Below are 22,695 nucleotides of genomic sequence, written 5' to 3'. Positions count from 1 at the left end.
ACATGAAAGGATTCGCTGTGTCCCAACATCCTTCCGTACCCTCGCATTTGATCGCTCCCGCCTATACCGGGCGGATGTTCACCTCCCCGGTACCCGCGCTGCGGTTGCCTGAGGAGTCGATGGACCCGGAGGCCGCCTACCGCTTCGTTCACGACGAATTGATGCTCGACGGCAGCTCACGATTGAATCTGGCCACCTTCGTCACTACGTGGATGGATCCGGAGGCCGAGAAGTTGATGGCCGAGACGTTCGACAAGAACATGATCGACAAAGACGAGTACCCGGCCACCGCGGCCATTGAGGCACGTTGTGTCTCCATGGTGGCCGACCTGTTCCACGCAGGCGGCCTACGCGACCACGACCCCACCAGCGCCACCGGCGTGTCCACCATCGGCTCCAGCGAAGCGGTCATGCTGGGCGGCTTGGCTTTGAAGTGGCGCTGGCGCGAAAAAGTCGGTGACAGCTGGCGGCGCCGCACCCCCAATCTGGTCATGGGATCCAACGTTCAGGTGGTCTGGGAGAAGTTCTGCCGCTACTTCGACGTCGAACCCCGCTACCTGCCGATGGAGAAGGGGCGCTACGTCATCACCCCCGAGCAGGTGATCGACGCGGTTGATGAGGACACCATTGGAGTGGTGGCAATACTGGGCACCACTTACACCGGTGAACTCGAGCCCATCGCCGATATCTGCGCGGCGCTAGACAAACTGGCGGCCGGCGGCGGCGTGGATGTCCCAGTGCATGTCGACGCCGCCAGCGGGGGCTTCGTGGTGCCGTTTTTGCACCCGAACCTCATGTGGGACTTCCGGCTGCCTCGTGTCGTATCGATCAACGTCAGTGGCCACAAGTACGGTCTGACCTACCCGGGCGTGGGGTTTGTCGTGTGGCGTGGCCGCGAGCATCTGCCTGAGGAGTTGGTTTTCCGGGTCAACTACCTCGGTGGCGACATGCCGACCTTTACGCTGAACTTCTCCCGGCCCGGCAATCAGGTTGTCGGTCAGTATTACAACTTCCTGCGCCTGGGCCGTGACGGCTACACCAAGGTTATGCAGACCTTGTCGCAGACGGCGCGATGGTTCGGTGAGCAGTTGCGCGCCCGAGGCCGGTTCGAGCTGATCTCGGACGGTTCGGCCATCCCGGTGGTGAGCTTCAGACTCACCGGCGACCCGGGTTACACGGAGTTCGATATCTCCCATGAGCTGCGGACCTTCGGTTGGCAGGTGCCCGCCTACACCATGCCCGCCAATGCCACCGACGTCTCTGTTTTGCGCGTTGTCGTGCGTGAAGGCCTATCGGCAAATCTCGCTCGGTCGTTGCATGACGACGCCAGCACCGCGTTGGCCACGCTGGACAGAATCAAGCCGGGCGGGCGCAGCAACGGCCAGCACTTCGCGCACTGACGCGGGCCTGGCCAACCGGCTCTGGGAGAATGGCGGCAACGAACCGGAAACACAGCTTAGTGGGAGCACGACTTCGTTGGCCGTAACATCGCTATCTTTGACCCCAGGTGTCCTCGCCGAGGCCGTGGTGGACCTGGGTGCCATCGAGCACAACGTTCGAGTGCTGCGCGAGCACGCGGGCAGTGCACAAGTGATGGCTGTCGTCAAGGCCGACGGTTATGGCCACGGCGCGTGCCGGGTGGCCAGGGCCGCATTGGCCGCGGGTGCGTCTGAACTCGGTGTCGCAAGCGTCGACGAGGCACTCGCATTGCGCGCCGACGGTATTACCGCGCCGGTGTTGGCCTGGTTGCATCCGCCCGGCTTTGACTACGGGCCTGCGCTGTGCGGTGACGTGCAGATCGCGGTGTCCTCGATGCGCCAGCTCGACGAGTTACTGGACGCGGTGCGACGCACCGGCCAAACCGCCAATCTGACTGTCAAAGTTGATTCCGGGCTAAACCGCAACGGTGTCGCCCCGGCGCAGTACCCGGCGATGCTGACCGCGCTGCGGCGGGCCGTCGCCGAGGATGCTGTCCGGCTGCGGGGTCTGATGTCGCATATGGTCTCACCCGATTCGCCGGACCATTCGATCAATGACGTTCAGGCCCAACGGTTCAGCGACATGCTGCGGCAGGCCCGGGACCATGGGGTGCGGTTCGAGGTGGCGCACCTGTCGAACTCGTCGGCGACGATGGCTCGTCCCGACCTGACCTTCGACCTGGTGCGTCCTGGCATAGCGGTGTATGGGCTAAGTCCCGTCCCTAAGCTCGGTGATCTGGGCTTGGTTCCGGCGATGACCGTGAAATGTGCTGTTGCGCTAGTGAAGTCGATTCGCGCCGGGGAAGGAGTGTCATATGGGCACACGTGGACCGCGCCACACGACACCACTGTAGCTTTAATGCCGATCGGCTACGCCGACGGCGTGTTCCGGGCGCTAGGCGGGCGGCTGGAGGTGCTGATCAACGGCAGGCGGCGGCCTGGTGTGGGCCGGATCTGTATGGACCAGTTCGTCGTCGACCTCGGGCCGGGACGCGTCGATGTGGCTGAAGGCGACGAGGCGATTTTGTTCGGTCCGGGCGCTCATGGTGAGCCCACCGCACAGGACTGGGCTGATCTGGTCGGCACGATCCACTACGAAGTGGTGACCAGCCCGCGTGGGCGTATCACCAGGACTTACCGCGAGGCCGACCCCGTTGATTCCCAGTAAAACCCGTACGAGCCAGCGGGGCAGTGCTTGGCTTGCGGGAAGCGCCGGACTGACGGCAGTGGCCGCGATCGTCGGAGCCTCGGCCCGACGGTCGATGGCCGAGCGCTACATCGTTGACGATGATATTTACGCCACTGAGGATTTCGAGCGTCTTGATAGCGACCACGGCCAGGTGGTGACGACACCTGACGGCGTGCGGTTGGCGGTGCGCGAGTCCGGCCCGGCCGATGCCCCGCTGACCGTCGTCTTCGCGCACGGGTTTTGTTTACGCATGGGCGTCTTTCATTTTCAGCGGATGCGGCTCGGCGAGCATTGGGGTCGGCGTGTACGGATGGTTTTTTACGACCAGCGTGGGCATGGCCAGTCGGGCGAAGGTACCCCGGAGTCTTACACGCTGACCCAACTCGGCCAGGACTTGGAGACTGTTCTGCAGTTGACTGTGCCGCGCGGGTTGGTTGTGTTGGTTGGCCATTCGATGGGTGGCATGACGGTGTTGTCGCATGCCCGACAGTTCCCGCAGCAGTACGGTCGCCGAATCGTTGGTGCTGCGCTGATTTCGTCAGCCGCGGAAGGATTGTCGCGCTCACCGCTGGGTGAGCTGCTGAAGAATCCGGCGCTGGAAGCTGTCCGGTTCACCGCCCGTTCCGCGCCGAAGCTCGTGCACCGGGGACGCAATGTCTCGCGATCACTGGTTGGGCCGATTCTGCGGGCCGCGTCCTACAGCGACCTGCACGTCAGCCGAAGCTTGGACACGTTTTCCCGCCAGATGATGAACGACACCCCAATCGCCACTCTGATGGGTTTCTTGCGGGCGCTGGAAGTGCACGACGAAACCGCGGGGCTGTGGACGCTGCTACGGATCCCGACTTTGATCGCCTGTGGTGATCACGACTTGCTGACCCCGGACGAGTACTCGCGGAAGATGTCCGCATCGATGCCACTGTCTGAACTGGTCATTGTCACCGGGGCCGGTCACTTGGCGCTGCTGGACAAGCCCGACGCGATCAACGATGGGCTGATACGGCTCGTCAACGGGGCACTTCCAGGCCGGATAACGTTGTGGTACAGGCGGTTTCGAGAACGGTTCCGGCGCCGTGGCTGAGCAGAGCCCGCGGGATCGGACAGGCGGCGACCTGCGGTCCCCGGCCTCGCCGCAGAGTGGGGGTACGATGACGCTGGCGCACGTCGAGGACACCATGGCATTGGGGTCGCGGCTGGGCGGACAGCTACGTGCGGGCGACGTAGTGGTGCTTTCGGGTCCGCTCGGTGCCGGAAAGACGGTCCTGGCCAAAGGTATTGCCGCGGCTATGGAGGTCGACGGCCCGGTCACGTCGCCGACCTTCGTGCTGGCACGTGTCCACCGGCCGCGGCACCCGGGAATGCCAGCAATGATTCACGTCGACGTGTACCGGCTGTTAGGTCACCGTGGCGCCGACCTACTCGGAGAGCTCGACTCCCTAGATCTCGATACCGATCTCGAAGACGCAGTTGTGGTAGTCGAGTGGGGAGAGGGGCTCGCCGAGCGTCTCTCACCGCGGCATCTTCTTGTCCGGCTTGAACGACTTAGCCACTCCGATGTGCGGATCGCGACCTGGGAGTGGGGCTATTCAGGGGCAAGCCCATGACACTGATTTTGACTATTGACACCGCGACCCCAGCCGTGACGGCAGGAGTGGTGCAACTGCGTGAATCCGAATGCGCCGTGCTGGCCGAACGGGTCACAGTGGACGCTCGCGCGCACGCTGAACGGATCACTCCGAACGTGCTCGCCGCGCTGGCTGATGCTGCGTTGGCGATGGCTGACCTCGACGCTGTCGTGGTGGGCTGCGGTCCTGGTCCGTTCACCGGTCTGCGGGCCGGTATGGCTACCGCCGCGGCCTACGGGCATGCGTTGGGCATCGGAGTGCATGGTGTGTGCAGCCTGGACGCCATCGGCAGCCTCACAAGCGTAGACACTCTCGTGGTCACCGACGCACGCCGGCGTGAGGTCTACTGGGCTCGCTACTCCGACGGGGTCCGCACGTACGGGCCGGCGGTCAATAGCCCAGCCGACGTCGACCCTGGCTCCGCCGAAGCGGTCGCCGGTTCGCCAGAGCAGGTGGCATTGTTCAGCTTGTCTCGGTGTCATCCGGTCTACCCGACACCAGTCGGGCTGGTAGCTGCGGTTTCGGAGTGGCCCGCGGACCCGGCGCCGCTGGTGCCACTGTATCTGCGTCGGCCCGACGCCAAGCCTCTGGCGGGGCGGCGATGACTGCCCATGCAGAACCCGTCGTCATCGGACCGCTGACACTCGCGGACTGCGATCGGTGCGCCCAGCTGGAGACCCTGCTGTTCGACGGAGACGATCCGTGGCCGGCGGTGGCATTCGCACGTGAACTGGCGAGCATGCGTAATCGCTACGTCGGTGCGCGCAGCGCAGACACGCTGGTTGGGTACGCCGGTATCTCACGGCTGGGCCGTATCGCGCCGTTCGAGTATGAGGTGCATACCATCGGTGTCGATCCGGCATATCGGAGACGGGGCATCGGCCGTATGTTGCTCGACGAACTGCTGGATTACGCGGCCGGAGCCGTGGTCTACCTGGAGGTCCGTACCGACAATCAAGAGGCCATCGCGTTGTATCGCAGCGTGGGGTTCGAGCAGATCGGCCTGCGTCGGCGGTACTACCGCGTGAGTGGCGCCGATGCTTACACCATGCGACGAGATCCAGGGGGTACGTGTTGATCTCGCCGAAGACCATCTTGGCCATCGAAACCTCCTGCGATGAAACCGGCGTGGGCATCGCGCGCCTGGATGCTGACGGCAGCGTGACGTTATTGGCCGACGAAGTGGCCTCGAGTGTTGACGAACACGTGCGGTTTGGCGGCGTGGTTCCCGAGATTGCCTCCCGGGCGCACTTGGAGGCGTTGCGGCCGGCGATGGTTCGTGCGCTGGCGGCAGCGGGGTTGGAGCACCCGGCAAGACCCGATGTCGTAGCGACCACGATCGGGCCCGGGCTGGCTGGCGCGCTTCTGGTGGGAGTTGCCGCAGCCAAAGCGTATTCAGCTGCCTGGGGAGTGCCGTTCTATGCGGTGAACCACCTGGGTGGGCATCTCGCCGCCGATGTGTACGAGCATGGCCCTCTCCCCGAATGCGTGGCGTTGTTGGTGTCGGGCGGGCATACCCACCTGCTGCATGTGCGGTCGCTTGGCGCCCCGATTGTCGAGCTGGGCAGCACCGTTGACGACGCCGCCGGGGAGGCCTACGACAAGGTTGCGCGGTTGTTGGGTTTGGGCTACCCGGGCGGCAGGGTGCTCGATGACTTGGCTCGTACCGGTGATGAGAACGCCATCACGTTTCCGCGGGGCATGACTGGTCCGGCCGACGCGCCGTTCGCTTTCAGCTTTTCCGGGCTTAAGACTTCTGTGGCGCGGTACGTGGAAAGCCACCCCGACGCGGCTACGGCTGATATCGCGGCCGGATTCCAAGAGGCTGTCGCCGACGTGTTGACCCGGAAGGCGGTGCGTGCCGCCACCGGGCTCGGCGTCTCGACGCTGTTGATCGCGGGTGGAGTGGCAGCCAACTCACGGCTGCGCGAGCTCGCCGCGCGCCGCTGCGATGAGGCGGGTCTGAAATTGCGGATCCCCAAGCTTCGGCTGTGTACCGACAACGGGGCCATGATCGCCGCCTTCGCCGCGCATCTGGTCGCCGCGGGAGCGCAGCCGTCGCCGCTGGACGCATCCTGCGACCCAGGTTTGCCTGTCGTCGTTGGTCAGGTGAAGGCCAGCGCGGATGGCCGGGACTGACGGCGGGCAGGCTCACAAGCAGGAAGCACCGGGGGGGCCTTGAGTGCTAGCACTCGCATGTATAGAGTGCTAGGTGGCAATCGGACGCACCTTGCGTCGGCACCGCGACGACGGCGCCAGGGTACGGAAGAATGTCAAATCACCTGGTAATTCGGACGGTTCGGGGTACGCCCCGGACCGACCGCCAACTCCGGTCCGGGCGATAGCCCACGGACCCGATTTAACTAGTGGAGGGCTCCAATCGTGGCGAAGGTGAACATCAAGCCACTCGAGGACAAGATTCTCGTGCAGGCCAACGAGGCCGAGACCACGACCGCGTCCGGTCTGGTCATTCCTGACACCGCCAAGGAGAAGCCGCAGGAAGGAACCGTGGTCGCAGTCGGTCCCGGCCGGTGGGACGAGGACGGCGAGAAGCGGATTCCGCTGGACGTGTCGGAGGGTGACACCGTCATCTACAGCAAGTACGGCGGCACCGAGATCAAGTACAGCGGCGAGGAATACCTGATCCTGTCGGCACGCGACGTGCTGGCTGTCGTTTCTAAGTAAGAGACCGTGTTCCGCCCCGGCGATCCCCGCGCCCAACGCGGGTGATTTCCGGGGCGGTATGCGTTAGAGGAATTGCCCGGTTTAAAGGAGCAGCCGTATGAGCAAGCTGATTGAGTACGACGAATCCGCACGTCGAGCCATGGAGGCGGGTGTTAACAAGCTCGCCGATACAGTGCGGATGACGCTTGGGCCGCGCGGCCGGCATGTAGTGCTGGCCAAGGCGTTCGGCGGGCCGACGGTGACCAACGACGGCGTCACCGTAGCCCGTGACATCGAGCTGGAAGACCCATTCGAGGACCTGGGTGCCCAGCTGGTGAAGTCGGTGGCCACCAAGACCAACGACGTCGCCGGTGACGGCACTACCACCGCGACCGTGCTGGCTCAAGCGCTGGTGAAAGGTGGCCTACGGTTAGTTGCGGCCGGAGCCAACCCGATTGCGCTGGGCGCGGGAATCGGAAAGGCCGGTGACGCGGTGTCCGAGGCGTTGCTGGAGGCGGCCACGCCGGTGACCGGGGAAAGTGCTATCGCACAGGTAGCGACAGTTTCCTCGCGCGATGAGCAGATCGGCAAGCTCGTTGGTGAGGGGCTGAGCAAGGTTGGCCACGACGGCGTACTCAGCGTCGAAGAGGCCTCGACTTTGACCACCGAGCTGGAATTCACCGAAGGTGTCGGTTTCGACAAGGGGTTTCTCTCGGCCTACTTCGTAACTGATTTCGATGCGCAGGAGGCCGTTCTCGACGATCCGCTGATCCTGTTGCACCAGGACAAGATCAGCTCGCTGCCCGACCTGCTGCCAATGCTTGAGAAGGTCGCCGAATCGGGTAAACCGCTGTTGATCGTTGCCGAGGACATCGAGGGCGAGGCGCTGGCGACGATGGTCGTCAACTCCATTCGCAAGACACTGAAAGCCGTCGCTGTTAAGTCGCCGTACTTCGGCGATCGGCGTAAGGCGTTCCTCCAGGACCTGGCGGTGGTGACCGGTGCCGAGGTGGTCAATCCCGACGCCGGCTTGGTGCTGCGCGAGGTTGGCATGGAGGTGCTGGGCTCAGCCCGGCGCGTCGTGGTGAGCAAAGATGAAACCATCATCGTCGACGGTGGCGGGGCTTCGGATGCGATCGCCAACCGGATCAAGCAGTTGCGAGCCGAGATCGACAACAGCGACTCCGAATGGGACCGGGAGAAGCTAGGGGAGCGGCTGGCCAAGTTGGCCGGTGGCGTTGCCATCATCAAGGTGGGTGCCGCCACCGAGACTGCCCTCAACGAACGCAAGGAAAGCGTCGAGGATGCGGTCGCCGCTGCGAAAGCGGCTGTCGAAGAGGGCATCGTCGCTGGCGGTGGAGCCGCGCTCATCCAGGCTGGCGCGTCGTTAAAGGCGCTTCGTGCATCGCTGACCGGCGACGAGGTCCTGGGCGTCGACGTGTTCGCCCAGGCGCTGTCCGCGCCGCTGTTCTGGATTGCGGCCAACGCGGGATTGGATGGTGCGGTCGTGGTCAACAAGGTCAGCGAGCTACCGGCCGGGCATGGGCTGAACGTAAGCACCCTGAGCTACGGCGATCTGGCCGCTGAAGGCGTCATCGATCCGGTCAAGGTGACCAGGTCAGCGGTGTTGAACGCCTCGTCGGTGGCCCGGATGTTGCTGACCACAGAGACTGCTGTGGTTGACAAGCCTGCCGAGGCGGACGATCAAGACGACCATCACGGCCACGCTCACTAGAATTACCCACACGAAACGCCCCCGGTCTGTCGGCCGGGGGCGTTTCGTCTCTGCGGGGCCTCGGCATCGTCCCGACTGGCCGGTTCCGGGTTGTCAGGGTCGGCGGCGGCAGGTCTATGTTCGCCGCTGGTTAGAGTTCCGGCGCGGCCAGCACTTTGCTGCTAGGTTCGCAGCGATGGGCACAACCTCTCACGAGGATCAGCGGCCTGATGCGTTCGATCGGTCACCTAGCCCGATCGACCCTGCGGCCACCGCGTTGGCGGTCATCGACTGTCAGGAGCGGTTCCGCCGATGCCTCGTTGGCGGGAAGCTAGCCAACGTTGTCCGGCTCATCGACGCGGCCCACGCGGCTGATATGACGGTCGTTGTGACCCAACACTGCGACATCAACTCCGACAGCGTGCTGTCGCGCCACTGGCAAGACGATATCGTCGCGGGCTCCGACGACTGGCAGCTCCTGCCGGAGGTCCCCGTCGCACCGGATGATCTGCGTGTCCAAGACAAGCACACCTATGACGCATTCATGGGCACCGACCTAGAGCGGTGCTTGCGCGAGCGCGACATCGTAACGCTTATCGTGACCGGAGCCGTGACGAATCTGTGCTGCGAAACCACATCTCGCAGCGCGTTCACCCGGGAATTCGACGTGGTCTTTGTCGATGACGCGAACGGTGCGACAGACGATGCGATGCACCGAGCCACCATCGACAACCTGCGATTCTTTGGTTGCCGGATCATGACTACTGATCAAGTCATCGCAGCGATCCGATAGCCGACGAGCCCGACGTGCAAGCGCTGGGGACAGGCTTGCTGACGTCCGGACCGTCCCCGGCGTGCGAATGGGTCAGGCGCTGCGGGGGATGCTGCGGGTACGTCCGATGGTGCTTTTGACGAGTAGATCCCGCTCGGATTCAGACAGACCGCCCCAAACTCCGTAGGGCTCGCCGACTTCCAGCGCATGAGAACGGCACGCGTCGATGACCGGACAGCGCCGACACATTTCCTTGGCCTTTTGCTCGCGCTGCATGCGAGCTCGGCCGCGTTCACCATCTGGGTGAAAGAACACCGATGAGTCAAGGCCGCGGCACAGGCCGTGCAATTGCCAGTTCCAGGTATCGGCGTTGGGTCCAGGTAGCTGTTCTGGCTGTGGCATTGCTGTGTCCCTCTCTTCGCGGCACACTCAAGTGGGCTCAGGTTCGCAAACGCGCGAGTTGTGCAACTGGTTTTCGAGTGGCGTCACCGATGACTTCCTGCTAACGCTAGACGCTAGGGTCGCTGCCGAATTCCCGTCAATAGCCGCTTGTTCCGACGAAATGCTTGAGCGTTGCGCGAGAATTAACTCTGCGTTCATCTATCGCGCATTGGCTGAACGCGCGTGACACAATCAGGAGCGTATCGACATCGAGTTTTACCTGTTCACGGCTATGCTGTGGGAAATTTGGAATTGGCGCAAAGGTGGCTGCGAGTAATATTCTCGTAACAAAGACACCACAAACTATTTACTAATGAGGTGCAGCTATCGCGGTGTTTGAAATTCGTCACACTTCGACGATTGAGCAAACGCTAGTCGGTGCCGCTTTCGGGGGACATCCTGGTAGCTGGCCACTGCCGCGCGCGATCACGCCACGCCAACTCTGGTTGCGAGCCGTCGCCGCCGGAGGGCAGGGTCGCTACGGTAGCGGCCAAGCTGATTTGGCGGCGCTGCGACGCTGTGTTTCGGCCGGTCCGCTAGCTTCCCTGGCCCACAGCACCCAGGGATCGTTTTTTCGCCAGCTCGGCTGGCACGCCCAGGCTCGAGGTTGGGATGGCCGCGCCCTGGCGCTGGCCGGGTCCGATCCGGAGGCCCGTGCTGATGCGCTGATCGGTCTGGCGGCTGACGCACTCGGAGTCGGCCGCTTTGGTGCGGCGACGACACTATTGACTCGTGCGGACTCGGTGTTGGATTCGAGCCAGTTGCCCGCGCGGGTCGCGGATCGCCTCGCTTTGCGCCGGCGGTGGGTGGCTGCTGAGTTGGCTATGGCTACCGGCGACGGGGCAGCAGCAGTTCGCCACGCCCAAGGCGGCGTCGAGCTGGCTCGGGCGGCGAAGGCGATGCACACCGCAGCCGGTGCCTCGGTGCGGCACCAGGTAAAGAGTGACGTGGTGCTGGCCGCTGCCCTGTGTAGTGACGGCGCGACCGAGCGGGCCCGCGAAGTCGGTGAATCGGCGCTGGACGCTACCGGCCGGTTCGGTCTGATACCGCTGCGCTGGGCTGTGGCTTGTTTGCTGATCGATATCGGAAGTATCACGTTTGCGGTACAAGAGCTGCGTGAGCTTCGAGATATCTGCGCAGGCCAGGTGCGGCACGCCGGAGGAACCTGGCGTACCGCTTGAAACGCCGTCCGGCCGTTATTGTCAATCTGTGAGTTAGTCCCGGGATGTGTCCGGTTCGTAACGTTGGAGATATCGCCGTCGATGACCATTGAAGGTGAACGTCTCGACGCCGTGGTGGTGCAGGCCGTGGCAGGAGACCGGAACGCGCTTCGGGAGGTGCTGGAGACCATCCGGCCGATCGTCGTCCGATATTGCCGAGCGCGAGTCGGCACGATCGAGCGGAGCGGGCTGACAGCTGACGATGTGGCACAGGAGGTGTGCTTGGCCACCATAACGGCGCTGCCGCGCTATCGGGACCGAGGACGACCGTTCCTGGCATTCTTGTACGGCATCGCAGCGCACAAAGTAGCCGACGCCCATCGGGCCGCGGGCCGCGACCGTACGTACCCGTCTGAAACGGTCCCCGAGCGTTGGTCGGCGGACGCCGGTCCGGAACAGTTGGCTATCGAGGCCGATTCGGTCACTCGGATGAACGAGCTACTGGAAGTTCTGCCGGCCAAACAACGCGAGATCCTCATCCTGCGCGTCGTCGTCGGCCTCAGCGCAGAGGAGACAGCTGCCGCCGTGGGCAGCACCACGGGAGCGGTTAGAGTAGCTCAACACCGAGCGCTTTCGCGGCTGAAATCCGAAATCGTAGCGGCAGGTGACTATGCGTGATCTTGGGAATGTTTTAGGCGATCAGCCGGCTTTCGACGAGCTGGCTCACACCGATCTGCTGCTTGACGCGCTCGCTGAGCGCGCCGATGTGGGTTGTTCCGATCCCAATGAGGACGCATTGGCCGCGCTTCTGGAGGACTGGCGCGACGACCTGAGGTGGCCACCGGCAAGCGCGTTGGTATCGCAGGACGAGGCCATTGAGGCGCTCGTCGCCGGGATGACAGAAAGCCGCCGCAGTCATCGTGGCCTTGCGGCGATCGGCTCGGTGGCTGCCGCCTTGTTGCTGTTGAGCGGGTTCGGTGCTGTGGTGGCCGATGCCCGCCCCGGCGACCTGCTGTACGGCCTGCACGCGATGATTTTCGATGATCCGCAAGTTGGTGACGATCAGATTGTGTTGTCCGCCAAGGCTGATCTGGCAAAGGTCGAGCAAATGATCGCTGACGGCCAGTGGGCACAGGCTCAGGATCAGTTGGCCGAGGTGAGCAGCAGCGTGCGGGCGGTGAACGATGGCAGCCGCCGAAAAGACTTGCAGCAAGAGGTGGACCTGCTCAATACGAAGTTGGAGACGCGCGATCCGAACGCCACCGCGCGGCCCAGCACACCGCCTAATGCTCAGGAACCGCAAGCCCCGGTTCCGAGCAGTCCGGCGGCAAATTCGTGGACGCCGCCTGCACCTGCCGAGCAGGTGCCCTCGGCAGGTGCATCCGGAGAGCAACCGCCAGCGCCATCAGGAGCCCCGGACAGCACCGCGCCGATGGCACTTGACCCTTCGGGCGCCTCGGATGTTCAAACATCTCCGCTGCCGTTGGCGCCTGCCGGCGTGGCAGCGATACCGCCGAATCAAGCGTCGCAGGGTGGGCTCGATGAACCGGCGGTTAGCAATCCCGTGCCATAGCGGGTCTGTAGAAGGCCCGATAAGAAAGCTCAGTGATGCCGGCGGATTCCATCCGCGTCTGATGCCGCATCGTTGACTGAGGCGTCGGCGTATCCCCGGCAGTAGTCCCAAGTGACGTAGGCGTTAGGTTCTGGGTCGTAGGCCGGCTCGTGTGGACGAACAGTGCCGTCGATGAGCAGCTGCAGCAGGTTGGAACGCAACATGTCCCAATCGTGGTAGTGGTCTTGCTGGCACTCGTCGCAGCACACCACAAGTCCGCGGATTCCCTTGTGGGCCAACAGCGCCTCGTAAACGGCTAAGTCAGCGAGGTCGGCTTCCACCGCCATCCGCTCTTCCTGATCCAAGGGCTGACCCGGTTCGACGTCGTCTAGCGCCGATGATGGGTCGCAAGGGTCTTCGGCAAACGGATCCGGCGGCAAACCCGGCGGTAGGTGGTCACGCACGCCTCTACATTACGCAGGCGGGTAGCGATCGCGCTAGAAATCGGGAAGCTGGGCCCTTGTTGTCCCGGTTGTTCTTGCCCAACCGTACCTGCAAGCCCAGCCGTATCTGGGTGGCTGAAGTCTCCCTCTTGTGCGAGCGTACTCTTTATCTCCGCGCGCCATAGGCGGCGCGTATCGTCACCTGGTGGGGCGGAGCCGATAGGATGGGCTTCTCACTCCGCGTGCGTCTGGAGGGCCTCACCGATGTCCCGTGGCATGTCCCACCTGGAAGATAGTCCTGACCTGGTCGTAAGTCCGTATGTCCGGGACGCGCCTGTTGGGGGCTTGGCCGATGATCCAGTGCCGACTGGCGGCGATGATCCGCACAAAGTAGCGATGCTGGGCCTGACGTTCGACGACGTTCTGCTGCTGCCCGCGGCTTCCGATGTGGTGCCCGCGGCCGCCGACACCTCTAGCCAACTCACCAAGAAGATCCGGCTTAAGGTGCCGCTGGTCAGCTCGGCAATGGACACCGTCACGGAGGCGCGGATGGCCATCGCCATGGCCCGAGCGGGCGGCATGGGGGTGTTGCATCGCAATCTGCCTGTTGCTGAACAAGCTGGTCAGGTAGAGATGGTGAAGCGGTCTGAGGCCGGGATGGTGACCGACCCAGTCACTTGTCGGCCGGATAACACGTTGGCTCAGGTCGATGCGTTGTGTGCGCGGTTCCGGATATCGGGGCTGCCGGTGGTCGACGAATCCGGCGCGTTAGTGGGGATTATCACCAACCGCGATATGCGGTTCGAAGTTGACCAGTCCAGGCCGGTCGCCGAGGTGATGACCAAAGCTCCGCTGATCACGGCCCAGGAGGGCGTCAGCGCGTCGGCGGCCCTTGGCCTCTTGCGCCGGAACAAGATCGAGAAGCTCCCCATCGTGGATGGTCGGGGTCGGCTTACCGGACTGATCACGGTCAAAGACTTTGTCAAGACCGAGCAACACCCGTTGGCCACCAAAGATAGCGACGGCCGGTTACTGGTCGGTGCCGCCGTTGGTGTCGGCGGTGATGCCTGGGTCCGCGCAATGATGCTGCTCGATGCCGGGGCTGACGTGCTCATTGTTGATACTGCACACGCGCACAACCGACTGGTGCTCGACATGGTCGGCAAACTCAAGGCGGAAGTTGGTGACCGGGTTGAGGTGGTCGGCGGCAATGTCGCCACCAGGTCCGCGGCCGCGGCTTTGGCCGGCGCCGGTGCCGACGCGGTGAAAGTTGGCGTGGGGCCTGGATCAATCTGCACGACCCGGGTTGTGGCTGGCGTCGGGGCGCCGCAGATTACGGCGATCTTGGAGGCTGTGGCGGTGTGCCGCCCGATGGGTGTGCCGGTGATCGCAGACGGTGGGTTGCAGTACTCCGGAGATATCGCAAAGGCGCTGGCGGCCGGTGCATCGACGGCCATGTTGGGCTCACTGCTGGCCGGCACCGCGGAGGCGCCCGGCGAGTTGATTTTTGTTAACGGCAAGCAATTCAAAAGCTACCGAGGCATGGGATCGCTGGGTGCCATGCAGGGCCGGGGTGGAGCGAAGGCCTATTCCAAAGATCGCTACTTTGCCGACGATGCGCTGAGCGAGGACAAGTTGGTACCTGAGGGGGTCGAGGGTCGGGTGCCGTTCCGTGGTCCACTGACTTCGGTGATCCACCAGCTCACCGGCGGTCTACGGGCAGCGATGGGTTACACTGGATCGCCCACGATCGAGGTGCTCCAGCAGGCTCAGTTCGTCCGGATCACCTCCGCGGGCCTCAAAGAAAGCCACCCGCACGACGTCGCCATGACCGTCGAAGCACCGAACTACTACGCACGCTGACAGCGAACTTGACATGGTCGAGATCGGCATAGGCCGCACTGCCCGCCGCACCTACGAACTCAGCGAGATCAATATCGTGCCGGCGCGGCGCACCCGCTCGTCGCAAGATGTGTCCACGGCGTGGCAGCTCGACGCTTACCGATTTGAGATCCCGGTGCTGGCACACCCGACTGATGCTTTGGTGTCGCCGGAGTTCGCGATCGAGCTGGGCCGGCTCGGCGGTCTGGCCGTGCTCAATGGTGAGGGTCTCATCGGCCGGCACGCAGATGTCGAGGCGAGGGTCGCGCAATTGGTCGAGGCCGCCGAGAAGGAGCCGGAACCATCGGCGGCGATCCGGCTTCTGCAGGAACTGCACGCGGCACCACTTGACCCCGATCTACTGGGTGCTGCAGTAGCCAGCATCCGTGAGGCCGGCGTGACCACCGCAGTGCGTCTGAGTCCGCAGAACGCCCAGGCGTTGACTCCGGTGTTGGTCGCTGCCGGGATTGACCTGCTGGTCATCCAGGGCACGATTGTCTCCGCCGAACATGTGGCTCGAGACGGTGAGCCACTGAACTTGAAGACCTTCATCGCTGAGCTCGATATTCCCGTCGTCGCGGGCGGTGTTCTCGACCACCGCACGGCGCTGCATCTGATGCGTACCGGCGCCGCCGGCGTCATCGTCGGGTATGGCTCTACCAGAGGGGTGACGACCACCGACGAGGTACTGGGCATCAGCGTGCCGATGGCGACTGCAATAGCGGACGCGGCTGCCGCTCGGCGTGAGTACCTTGATGAGACGGGCGGTCGGTACGTGCATGTACTAGCCGACGGTGATATTCACAGTTCTGGCGAACTGGCCAAGGCCATCGCCTGTGGCGCGGACGCGGTGGTGCTGGGTACGCCGCTGGCCGAATGTGCCGAGGCCCTGGGCGGTGGTTGGTTTTGGCCAGCAGCTGCGGCCCACCCCTCGTTGCCGCGTGGGGCCTTGCTTCAGATAGCCATGGGGGAGCGGCCGCCGCTGCAGCAAGTCCTCAACGGGCCGTCCGAAGACCCATTCGGTGCGCTGAATCTGGTCGGCGGTTTGCGCCGATCGATGGCTAAGGCCGGCTATTGCGACTTGAAGGAGTTTCAGAAGGTTGGCTTGAATGTCGCGACCTGACGGCTTATGTCGGGCGTGAAACCGCCTGCACAGTCGACGAACTTAGGCATAGCTGATTAGCTGCCCGAGGGTAAAGACGGTCATAATATTGCGATGAAGCCGGATTATGACGTCCTGATCATCGGTTCTGGTTTTGGGGGAAGCGTCACCGCGCTGCGACTGACGGAGAAAGGCTACCGGGTAGGCGTGTTGGAGGCCGGTCGGCGGTTTTCCGACCAGGATTTCGCCAAAACCTCTTGGGATTTGCGCAAGTTTCTATGGGCGCCGATGCTGGGTTGCTACGGCATCCAACGTATTCATCTGCTGCGTAACGTGATGATTCTGGCGGGCGCCGGAGTAGGGGGAGGCTCGCTGAATTACGCCAATACCTTGTACGTGCCACCGGAGCCGTTCTTCACCGACCGGCAGTGGTCGCACATTACGAACTGGCGTGCTGAGCTGACGCCGCATTATCAGCAAGCGCAGCGGATGCTTGGCGTGGTGGAGAATCCAACTCTCACCGACGCCGACCGCATCGTCAAGGAAGTCGCTGACGAGATGGGGTTCGGTGACACGTTCGTGCCGACCCCAGTCGGCGTATTCTTCGGCCCCGACGGCATCAAGACACCCGGCAAGACTGTCCCGGACCCCTATTTCGGTGGTGCCGGGCCGGCGCGCACCGGGTGCATCGAATGCGGTGAGTGTATGACCGGCTGCCGCCGAGGCGCGAAGAACACCCTGGTGAAGAACTATCTTGGACTCGCCGAATCCGCGGGCACACAGGTGCATCCGATGACGACGGTAAAAGCGTTCGAGCAGCGCTCCGACGGCTTGTGGGAAGTCCGTACCGTTCGCACTGGCAGTACGTTGCGCAGGGGCAAGCGCACGTACACTGCCACGCACTTGGTGCTGGCCGCTGGTACTTGGGGAACCCAGCATCTGCTTTTCAAGATGCGCGACCGGGGCAAACTTGCCAAGTTGTCGAAACAACTGGGTGTGTTGACCCGGACCAATTCCGAGTCGATCGTCGGTGCCGCGCGGTTGAATGTCTCACCGGATCTGGACCTGACCCATGGAGTGGCGATCACATCGTCTATTCACCCAACGGCTGACACGCACATAGAACCCGTCCGTTATGGCAAAGGGTCCAATGCAATGGGGTTGCTGCAGACCTTAATGACAGACGGCTCCGGTCCCTTGGGCGCCGACGTACCGCGTTGGAGGCAGTTGTTGCGGACCGCGGGCAAGGATCCGCGCGGCATGATCCGGTTGCTCAATCCCCGACAGTGGAGCGAGCGCACCATGATCGCGTTGGTGATGCAGCACCTGGACAATTCGATCACCACATTCACCAAGCGCGGAAAGCTCGGTACCCGCTGGTACGACAGTAAGCAGGGGCACGGCGAGCCGAACCCGACGTGGATCCCAATCGGTAACGAGGTCACCCGCCGCATCGCTGCCAAGATTAACGGCGTCGCCGGTGGCACCTGGGGTGAGCTTTTCAATATCCCGTTGACCGCGCACTTTCTCGGCGGCGCGGTGATTGGTGACAGCCCCGCGCATGGTGTCATCGACCCCTATCACCGGGTCTACGGCTACCCGACGCTGTTTGTGGTCGACGGTGCGGCGATCTCGGCGAACTTGGGTGTCAATCCATCGTTGTCTATCGCCGCGCAAGCCGAGCGCGCCGCGTCGTTGTGGCCGAACAAGGGGCGGGACGATCAGCGGCCGGTGCAGGGCCAGGCGTACCGCCAGCTGGCACCGATCGAGCCGGAGCGCCCGGTGGTGCCCGCTGACGCGCCAGGCGGGCTGCGGTGGCTGCCGATTGATCCGGTTAGCACCGCGGGCTAATTTGTATGAGCTAGCGGCGCCCCGCTGACTACCCGGCTATGTTGTCCGTACACGTTGACGGGCACATCGCCCATCAAGGTGACCCGGTGCATGAGCCGATACTGGTTGTCGTAGTCGTCGATTGCCCGGTGTTGGGTTGCTCGGTTATCCCAAATGGCAACGTCACCCGGTCTCCAGTTCCAGCGGATGGTGTTCTCGGGTACGGTGATCCGCCTTTGCAGCAGCTCGAACAGCATGCTCGACTCGTGGCTGTCCAGATCGACGAAGCTGCGTACGAAGTCTCCCAGGATCAGGGTGCGCTCGCCGGTTTCCGGGTGTACCCGCACCACCGGGTGTTCGGTCCGGAAATCGGGTTTTTCGAACGCTTGTCGATACGCTTGCTGGGCAGGGGTGGGCGATTCGTCCGTCTCGGTGGCCACGTAGTCAAAGCGGTTGCTGTGTAGTGCCCACAGATTCTCGACCAGACGTTCTAGCGGTTCGGGTAGGTTTGCGTAGGCCGCCGCGGTGTTGGCCCAGATAGTCGAGCCCCCGTAGGTGGGTAGTGTGACGGCCCGCAGGATCGATGCCGCGGGGTAGTTGGCGGCGAAAGTAACGTCGGTGTGCCAGCGCGTCGCTTTACCGAACTCGGAGTTGATCGCCGTGATGATCGGGGCGTTTTCCACGGAGGCGATCGCGGCGGGATGGCTAATCGGTGTGCCCAGCAGGCCGGCGAATGCGAGCTGCTTCTCGTCATCGAGGTGATTTTGTCCACGGAAGAAGATCACTTTGTGGGCCAGGAGCGTCGCACGGATCTCGGCTACTGTCGCCGGGTCAAGGTCGCCCCCGAGGCGCACCCCATCGACTTGGGCGCCGATACGACTGCCCAGCTTGGTGACATATACCAGTTTTGTCTGTTCTGTCGTTGGATGAGAAGCCGAAATAGTCATTGTTGTCGTCCTTTGGAACTAGCCGATGTAGTCAGTTGACTACATCGGCTAGTGTAGTCACATGACTACACGATCGGCAACCGTTCGCCAGAAGATGCCTACTGGGCGCGAAGAAGTGGCCGCCGCGATTCTGGAGGCCGCCACGGACCTGTTTGCCGAGCGAGGTCCGGCCGCGACATCGATCCGCGACATCGCCGCTCGATCCAAGGTCAACCACGGGCTGGTATTCCGCCACTTCGGGACGAAGGAGCAACTGGTCGGGGCGGTGCTCGACTACCTGGGCGCGAGTCTGACCGATCTACGGCGTTCCGACGCAGCTGACGAAGTGGTCGAACAGGCTTTGGACCGGCACATGCGGGTCTTGGCCCGATCCTTGCTCGACGGCTATCCGGCAGGGCAACTACAGAAGCGATTTCCCACCATTGCCGAACTGCTTGACCAAGTGCGGCCACGCCATACCAGCGACGACAGCGCCCGGCTGGCCGTTGCCAACGCCCTCGCACTGCAAATGGGTTGGCGGTTGTTCGAACCTATGCTGCGCTCGGCGACCGGGATCGATCAGCTGACCAAAGCCGAACTAGGCGCAGCTGTTTTGGCGGAGGTGGCCAGGATCGTTGAACCGCACTGAGGGCCATGTACTCGACGCAGCGTCATGTTGGATTGCCCGCTTCCTGCTCGGGCCGCTGCGCGGCCCGCATCGTCACCGGGCTAGGGCCCGGCGGTGTACTGGTTCGCGGCCCGGTGGCTGCGGCGGAGGCGGCAACAATGGTTTGCGGGTCCGTACCGCGATAGTTGTCGGCGAATCCGTGTTCAGTGTGAGATCTGCACCGGCGTGCCGGATGGTCAGCTTGTTGCCAGGGCCGTCGCGAAGGGTGTAGGTGACGTTGGTGTGGTTGACGTCAACCTTCAGCCGAAAACCACGCCATCGTAGCCGGAACCGCAAGCGTGTGAGGCCGTCGGGCAGCTGCGGATCGATGGACAAGATGCCCTCATCGTCGCGCAGTCCGCCAAAGCCCCCGACGATCGCCGTCCATGCCCCGGCTAGTGAAGCCATGTGCAACCCGTCGCGGGTGTTGCGGTGCAGATCGCGCAAGTCGATCAGCGCGGCCTCGTAGGCGTAGTCGTGGGCCAGCTCCAGATGCCCGACCTCGGCGCACATCACTGCTTGGGTGCAGGCCGACAGCGACGAGTCGCGAACCATGCGTCGCTCGTAGTAGTCGACGTTGTGTGCCTTTTGCTCGGGTGTGAACGCGTGGCTCTGCCACTGCATTGCCAGCACCAGGTCGGCTTGCTTGATCACCTGGGCCGGATAAAGCCGCACATAGGCCTCGTGCAATAGCAGGGGATAGGTTGTGTTGGCTTCGAAATCCCACTCCGCAAGAGTGGTGAAACCGGCACATTGCTGATGGACACCGAGTTCGGCATCGAAGGGAATGTTGACGGCGTCCGCGGCGTCGCGCCAGGCGGCCATCTCCTCGGTCGTGACACCCATAGCTTCGGCCGCTTCGGGGTGACGGACGCAGGCATCAGCAGCGGTGACCAGATTGTGTGCTGCCATCAAATTTGTGAAGACATTGTCCCGCACGATCGCCGTGTACTCGTCGGGGCCAGTGACGCCATCGAGGTGCCAGATTCCGTGGCGGTCATGGTGCCCGAGCGAGAGCCACAGCCGAGCGGTCTCGATCAGCACCGCCAGGCCGCAATCCTCTTCGAGCGAGTGGTCGCCAGTGACGGTGCGATAGCGCTCGAAAGCCATGGCGATGTCGGCGTTGATGTGCCAGGCCGCGGTACCGGCCGGCCAGTAGGCTGAGCACTCCTGTCCGCGGATCGTTCGCCACGGAAAGCTCGCACCGTCGAGACCTAGTTCAGCTGCGCGTTGTTTGGCCAGGTCCAGCGTCGATGCCCGCCAGCGCAATGCGTCGGCAACCGCATGGGGAACGGTATAAGTCAGTACAGGTAGCACGAAACCTTCGGTGTCCCAGAACGCATGGCCGTCGTAGCCCGTTCCGGTGAGCCCCTTGCTGGGGATGGCGCGACGTTCAGCGCGCGCGCTTGCTTGCAACAGGTGAAAGAGCCCGAATCGCACTGCCTGCTGACTTTCCGGGTCGCCCTCGACCTCGACGTCCGCGCTCTCCCAGAAGTCGTCGAGGTAGGCCCGCTGCGAGTCCAGCAGCCCCTGCCACCCGCTGTAGCGGGCGCCGTGCAAGGCCCCCGCTGCCTGGTCGCGCAGGGCCGGACGGGAGCGCAGACTTGACCAGCCATAAGCCAGGTATTTGACGATGCGCAGCTTCTGTCCGGGGCGCAGCCCGCAGATCACGGTAGTGCGGGCCAAGTCGGGACGTGCGTCCGTGGTGATCTCGACCCGCCCTGGAACCTCGACCTCATGGTCCATCGCCGCGGCCATCATCAGGGCGCTGCTCCGAGTCCGGTGCATGAGAAGTGCGCCCCGGTCGGTGCGTTCGTGGTCGACCGCTTCCAACGGCTTGTCCAAGATGGCCGACACCCGCGGGTCGGCCGAGGTTTCCGGCTGGTCTTCGTTGGTGACCAGCTCGGACTGCACCGTTAAGCGGGTGAATTCGTCGATTGCCTCGACGACGTACTCGATGGCGGCGACGCTGCGGTGGGAAAGTGACACCAGTCGGGTCGACACCACCCGGACTTGCTTGCCTGCGGGTGAGCGCCAATGTGCACGGCGAGTCAGCGTCCCGGCACGCAAATCAAGAACTCGCTCGTGGGTGATCACTTCGCCGTAGCGGACATCGAAGGGCTCGTCGTCGACCAGCAGGCGCAGAATCTTGCCGTTGGTGACGTCGACGATAGTCTGGCCGGCTTCCGGATACCCGTACCCGGCCTCGGCGTAGGGCAACGGCCGAATTTCGAAAAATGAGTTCAGATAGGTGCCCGGCAGACCGTACGGCTCACCCTCGTCGAGGTTACCGCGCAGCCCGATGTGTCCATTGGACAGCGCGAATAGGGACTCCGACTGGGCCAGCAAATTCAGATCGAGCCGGGTCTCGCGAACCTGCCATGGTTCGACGGGAAAGGCTTCTTCGGAGATCATGACCGCAGCAGTTCGGCCAGGTCGGTCACCACCACGTCGGCGCCATTGCGGCGCAAATCTTCAGCCTGGCCTACCCGGTCGACACCCACCACGAAGCCGAAGTTACCGGCCCGGCCGGCCGCTACGCCAGAGAGGGCGTCCTCAAACACTGCTGCTGCGGCAGGGGCAACGTCAAGCAACTGCGCCCCGCGTAAGTAGGAATCGGGGGCCGGCTTGCCGGCGATATGCTCTTCGCGCAGCGTGACACCGTCTACCCGCTGCTGGACAAACCGGTCCAATCCGGTGGTCTCGAGCACGTCGCGAGTGTTGGCGCTGGAGGACACCACCGCGATGCCAAGACCGGCGGCCGAGACCGCCTCCAGGTACCGCAGCGATCCGCCAAACACCTCGACACCATCGTCGTGCAGGGCTTTCTGGAACATGTCGTTCTTACGTTTACCCAGGCCGTATACGGTCTCAGCGTCGCCCGGGTCGTCGGGACTGCCGTCGGGTAGTTCGATTCCCCTGCTGCGTAGGAATGACCTGACCCCGTCTTCGCGCTTCTTGCCGTCCACATACTGCCGGTAGTCCGCGGCCGGATCGAAGGGGACAAACGTTTCTCCGCGGGCTGCGGCACGTTGGGCCAGGTAGGCGTCGAACATGGCCTTCCAGGCCCTGGTGTGCAGGCTCGCGGTATCGGTGAGTACACCATCGAGGTCGAATAGGCAGGCGCGTACCTTCTCTGGCAGACCCAGCACGGTGAACCTCGCTATCTGGTTTGGCGGGAGCGGTCGGGCGATACCAGTTCACCATGCCCGCTGCGTCGCGCTCGGGCGCGGCTCGGCCCTGGCGGCCAC

The 22,695-nt window shown here is 63.6% G+C and carries 21 protein-coding genes and 1 pseudogene; 17 read left to right on the top strand and 5 right to left on the bottom strand.

Annotated features, from left to right (window positions below):
- The first annotated feature begins 17 nt into the window (after window positions 1-17).
- The 10 genes from ACO07W_RS06890 to ACO07W_RS06845 all read left to right on the top strand — a co-directional run bounded on the left by ACO07W_RS06890 (window position 18) and on the right by ACO07W_RS06845 (window position 9,463).
- Window positions 18-1,400: a glutamate decarboxylase gene (locus ACO07W_RS06890; protein ID WP_421841878.1), complete on the top strand. Its 1,383-nt coding sequence runs from the start codon at window positions 18-20 to the stop codon at window positions 1,398-1,400.
- Between the two features lie 76 nt (window positions 1,401-1,476).
- Window positions 1,477-2,646 (top strand): alanine racemase, encoded by a 1,170-nt coding sequence (gene alr / locus ACO07W_RS06885; protein ID WP_421841876.1) that lies wholly within the window; start codon window positions 1,477-1,479, stop codon window positions 2,644-2,646.
- 49 nt (window positions 2,647-2,695) lie between these two features.
- The gene (locus tag ACO07W_RS06880; protein WP_421845848.1) at window positions 2,696-3,748 is read left to right on the top strand and encodes an alpha/beta fold hydrolase; all 1,053 of its coding nucleotides are present in this window, start codon (window positions 2,696-2,698) and stop codon (window positions 3,746-3,748) included.
- A gap of 67 nt (window positions 3,749-3,815) precedes the next feature.
- Complete coding sequence (tsaE, locus tag ACO07W_RS06875; RefSeq protein WP_421845847.1) at window positions 3,816-4,271, top strand: tRNA (adenosine(37)-N6)-threonylcarbamoyltransferase complex ATPase subunit type 1 TsaE; 456 nt, start codon at window positions 3,816-3,818, stop codon at window positions 4,269-4,271.
- The gene (gene tsaB / locus ACO07W_RS06870) at window positions 4,268-4,897 is read left to right on the top strand and encodes a tRNA (adenosine(37)-N6)-threonylcarbamoyltransferase complex dimerization subunit type 1 TsaB (RefSeq protein WP_421841874.1); all 630 of its coding nucleotides are present in this window, start codon (window positions 4,268-4,270) and stop codon (window positions 4,895-4,897) included. The genes tsaE and tsaB overlap by 4 nt, the downstream gene beginning before the upstream one ends.
- Entirely contained in the window at window positions 4,894-5,370 is a 477-nt protein-coding gene (rimI, locus tag ACO07W_RS06865) for a ribosomal protein S18-alanine N-acetyltransferase (RefSeq protein ID WP_421841872.1), read from the top strand. The genes tsaB and rimI overlap by 4 nt, the downstream gene beginning before the upstream one ends.
- Window positions 5,370-6,431: a tRNA (adenosine(37)-N6)-threonylcarbamoyltransferase complex transferase subunit TsaD gene (gene tsaD / locus ACO07W_RS06860; protein ID WP_421845845.1), complete on the top strand. Its 1,062-nt coding sequence runs from the start codon at window positions 5,370-5,372 to the stop codon at window positions 6,429-6,431. The genes rimI and tsaD overlap by 1 nt, the downstream gene beginning before the upstream one ends.
- A gap of 243 nt (window positions 6,432-6,674) precedes the next feature.
- Window positions 6,675-6,977 carry a co-chaperone GroES gene (gene groES, locus ACO07W_RS06855; protein ID WP_421841870.1) on the top strand — a complete coding sequence of 101 codons (303 nt, stop codon included), beginning with the start codon at window positions 6,675-6,677 and terminating at the stop codon, window positions 6,975-6,977.
- Between the two features lie 97 nt (window positions 6,978-7,074).
- On the top strand, window positions 7,075-8,691 hold the full coding sequence (gene groL, locus ACO07W_RS06850; RefSeq protein WP_421841868.1) for a chaperonin GroEL: 1,617 nt from the start codon (window positions 7,075-7,077) through the stop codon (window positions 8,689-8,691).
- Window positions 8,692-8,866: 175 nt separating this feature from the next.
- Window positions 8,867-9,463 (top strand): cysteine hydrolase family protein, encoded by a 597-nt coding sequence (locus ACO07W_RS06845; RefSeq protein ID WP_421841866.1) that lies wholly within the window; start codon window positions 8,867-8,869, stop codon window positions 9,461-9,463.
- Window positions 9,464-9,535: 72 nt separating this feature from the next.
- Here ACO07W_RS06845 and ACO07W_RS06840 read toward each other — a convergent pair whose 3' ends face one another.
- The gene (locus tag ACO07W_RS06840) at window positions 9,536-9,844 is read right to left on the bottom strand and encodes a WhiB family transcriptional regulator (RefSeq protein WP_421841864.1); all 309 of its coding nucleotides are present in this window, start codon (window positions 9,842-9,844) and stop codon (window positions 9,536-9,538) included.
- A 371-nt stretch (window positions 9,845-10,215) separates the two neighbouring features.
- Between ACO07W_RS06840 and ACO07W_RS06835 the strand changes: the two genes are divergently transcribed.
- The 3 genes from ACO07W_RS06835 to ACO07W_RS06825 all read left to right on the top strand — a co-directional run bounded on the left by ACO07W_RS06835 (window position 10,216) and on the right by ACO07W_RS06825 (window position 12,616).
- Entirely contained in the window at window positions 10,216-11,064 is an 849-nt protein-coding gene (locus ACO07W_RS06835) for a hypothetical protein (RefSeq protein WP_421841862.1), read from the top strand.
- Between the two features lie 81 nt (window positions 11,065-11,145).
- Window positions 11,146-11,721, top strand: a complete 576-nt coding sequence (locus tag ACO07W_RS06830; RefSeq protein ID WP_421841860.1) for a sigma-70 family RNA polymerase sigma factor — start codon at window positions 11,146-11,148, stop codon at window positions 11,719-11,721.
- A complete protein-coding gene (locus ACO07W_RS06825) occupies window positions 11,714-12,616 on the top strand; it encodes an anti-sigma-D factor RsdA (RefSeq protein WP_421841858.1) in 903 nt (300 codons plus the stop codon). Before ACO07W_RS06830 ends, ACO07W_RS06825 begins: the two co-directional genes overlap by 8 nt.
- Window positions 12,617-12,645: 29 nt before the next feature.
- Here ACO07W_RS06825 and ACO07W_RS06820 read toward each other — a convergent pair whose 3' ends face one another.
- On the bottom strand, window positions 12,646-13,059 hold the full coding sequence (locus ACO07W_RS06820; RefSeq protein ID WP_421841856.1) for a DUF5319 domain-containing protein: 414 nt from the start codon (window positions 13,057-13,059) through the stop codon (window positions 12,646-12,648).
- Window positions 13,060-13,302: 243 nt separating this feature from the next.
- Here ACO07W_RS06820 and guaB point away from each other — a divergent pair, with 243 nt between their 5' ends.
- The 3 genes from guaB (at window position 13,303) to ACO07W_RS06805 (ending at window position 17,872) form a co-directional block, all read left to right on the top strand.
- Window positions 13,303-14,901, top strand: a complete 1,599-nt coding sequence (guaB, locus tag ACO07W_RS06815) for an IMP dehydrogenase (protein ID WP_421841854.1) — start codon at window positions 13,303-13,305, stop codon at window positions 14,899-14,901.
- A 13-nt stretch (window positions 14,902-14,914) separates the two neighbouring features.
- Window positions 14,915-16,042, top strand: a complete 1,128-nt coding sequence (locus tag ACO07W_RS06810; protein ID WP_421841852.1) for a GuaB3 family IMP dehydrogenase-related protein — start codon at window positions 14,915-14,917, stop codon at window positions 16,040-16,042.
- Between the two features lie 93 nt (window positions 16,043-16,135).
- Window positions 16,136-17,872 (top strand): GMC oxidoreductase, encoded by a 1,737-nt coding sequence (locus tag ACO07W_RS06805; RefSeq protein ID WP_421841850.1) that lies wholly within the window; start codon window positions 16,136-16,138, stop codon window positions 17,870-17,872.
- On the opposite strand, the gene ACO07W_RS06800 is transcribed toward ACO07W_RS06805, so the two are convergent.
- On the bottom strand, window positions 17,869-18,798 hold the full coding sequence (locus tag ACO07W_RS06800) for a TauD/TfdA dioxygenase family protein (RefSeq protein ID WP_421841848.1): 930 nt from the start codon (window positions 18,796-18,798) through the stop codon (window positions 17,869-17,871). The two genes, ACO07W_RS06805 and ACO07W_RS06800, sit on opposite strands and share 4 nt — an antisense overlap.
- Window positions 18,799-18,859: 61 nt before the next feature.
- Here ACO07W_RS06800 and ACO07W_RS06795 point away from each other — a divergent pair, with 61 nt between their 5' ends.
- Entirely contained in the window at window positions 18,860-19,426 is a 567-nt protein-coding gene (locus ACO07W_RS06795; RefSeq protein WP_421841846.1) for a TetR/AcrR family transcriptional regulator, read from the top strand.
- 72 nt (window positions 19,427-19,498) lie between these two features.
- On the opposite strand, the gene ACO07W_RS06790 is transcribed toward ACO07W_RS06795, so the two are convergent.
- Window positions 19,499-21,859, bottom strand: a complete 2,361-nt coding sequence (locus tag ACO07W_RS06790) for a glycoside hydrolase family 65 protein (protein WP_421841844.1) — start codon at window positions 21,857-21,859, stop codon at window positions 19,499-19,501.
- Window positions 21,856-22,651, bottom strand: a pseudogene (locus ACO07W_RS06785) (beta-phosphoglucomutase family hydrolase). The gene ACO07W_RS06790 and the pseudogene ACO07W_RS06785 overlap by 4 nt, the downstream one beginning before the upstream one ends.
- Between the last annotated feature and the right edge of the window lie 44 nt (window positions 22,652-22,695).

The organism is Mycobacterium sp. (assembly GCF_965230835.1).
Classification (GTDB): domain Bacteria; phylum Actinomycetota; class Actinomycetes; order Mycobacteriales; family Mycobacteriaceae; genus Mycobacterium.
This window is presented reverse-complemented; position numbering and strand designations above follow the sequence as displayed.